At 68.7% G+C, this 1,693-nt stretch carries 1 protein-coding gene; it reads left to right on the top strand.

Annotated elements, in window-relative coordinates; genetic code table 11:
* Positions 1–120 precede the first annotated feature (120 nt).
* Positions 121–1,509, top strand: a complete 1,389-nt coding sequence (locus ACFHWT_RS31200) for an IS1380 family transposase (RefSeq protein ID WP_416598265.1) — start codon at positions 121–123, stop codon at positions 1,507–1,509.
* Positions 1,510–1,693 lie beyond the last annotated feature (184 nt).

The raw sequence follows: 1,693 nt of genomic DNA on the forward strand, positions 1-1,693 counted from the left end.
AGCCTCGATCCACCGATGAAGGTTGGACCGGCAGGACCCCGGATGTAGAAAGTGCCCTCTGAACTGGAAGGATAGGAGTTCTGACGCTTCTATCGTTCGGTTCGAGAGGGCACCTCGCAGGTGAGATTACGCTATGACGCGCCGGTGGTGCGCGCGACGTTCGACGATCCGAATCTGGTGTCGTGCGCCGGCCTTGTCCCGGTGATGCGCCTCGCCGAGCAGGCCGGCCTGCACGACGCGGTCGCAGACCGGGTCAGCCTGCCGACCGACAAAGGTGCCAACCCGGCCGGGAAGGTCGCCACGATCGTGGCCGGGATGCTCGCGGGCGCAGACAGCATCGACGACCTCGACATCGCCCGACACGGCGGCATGCGCTCACTGTTCGGCGGCGTGTACGCGCCGTCGACACTCGGCTCGTTCCTACGCACGTTCACCCACGGCCATGTCCGGCAGTTGCACGCCGCCGCCCGTGACACCCTGATCGGTCTCGCCGCACGGGTGCCGATCCTGGCCGACGCGGACGTGCTGACCTTCGTGGACATCGACTCGATGCTGCGCCGGGTCTACGGCAAACAGAAACAAGGCATCGGGTTCGGCCACACCAAGATCGGCGGCTACAACGTGCGGCTACGCGGCTACAACCCCCTGGTCGCGACGGTGGCGACACCACTGTCCGCGCCCGTCGTCGCGGCCACCCGGCTACGCGCCGGGAACGCCGGCTCCAGCCGCGGCGCCGCGAGCATGATCGCCGAAACGATCACCACCGCCCGATCCTGCGGCGCGACCGGCGAGATCGTGGTCCGGGCCGACTCCGCCTTCTACTCCAAGGCGGTCATCGCCACCTGCCGACGCCACAAGGTGCGGTTCTCCGTCACCGCCCGGATCGACGCCAAGGTCCGCACCGCATGCGACAGCATCGGCGACGACCAGTGGATCGACATCCGCTATCCGCAGGCCGTCTGGGACGAGGAAGAACAGCGGTGGATCTCCGACGCGCAGATCGCCGAAACCGAATACACCGCGTTCGCCGGCACCCGGCAGCAGGTGACCGCCCGGCTGATCGTGCGCCGCGTCCGCCGCGACGACCCCACCCAGGCTCCCGGCCAGGAAGAGCTCCTGCCCGCCTACCGGTACCACGCGGTACTCACCGACAGCCCGTACACCCTCGTGCAGGCCGAAGCCCAGCACCGCCAGCACGCGGTCATCGAGCAGATCAACGCGGATCTGATCGCCGGACCCCTCGCGCACCTGCCATCCGGCCGATTCTCAGCGAACGACGCCTGGCTGACCTGCACCGCCATCGCCCACAACCTCACCCGCGCCGTCGGGCACCTCGCCGCCGGCACCTGGACCACCGCCCGGACCTCGACCATCCGCACCCGCATCATCACCGTCGCCGCCCGCCTCGCGCACCGGGCCCGCACCATCCACCTGCACCTACCCGAGCACTGGCCCTGGCAGGCCGCGTTCGACAACCTGTTCACCGCCGTCCGCCCGGCACCCGGCTGACCACAGCAACACCGACGCGCGACCAGGCGGCCCGACCACAGGCCACGAACCCCCGCCCAACCCCGAACGACAACACCCGGAGCAAGCCGACCACGTAATCGGCGATTCAGCCACGCCCCGAAACCACCCAATACCGAAACTACTCAACCGAGCTCAAGACGAACCGCGTCGGTGGATCGAGGCT

Source organism: Micromonospora sp. LOL_021 (assembly GCF_048060215.1).
GTDB lineage: Bacteria > Actinomycetota > Actinomycetes > Mycobacteriales > Micromonosporaceae > Micromonospora_E.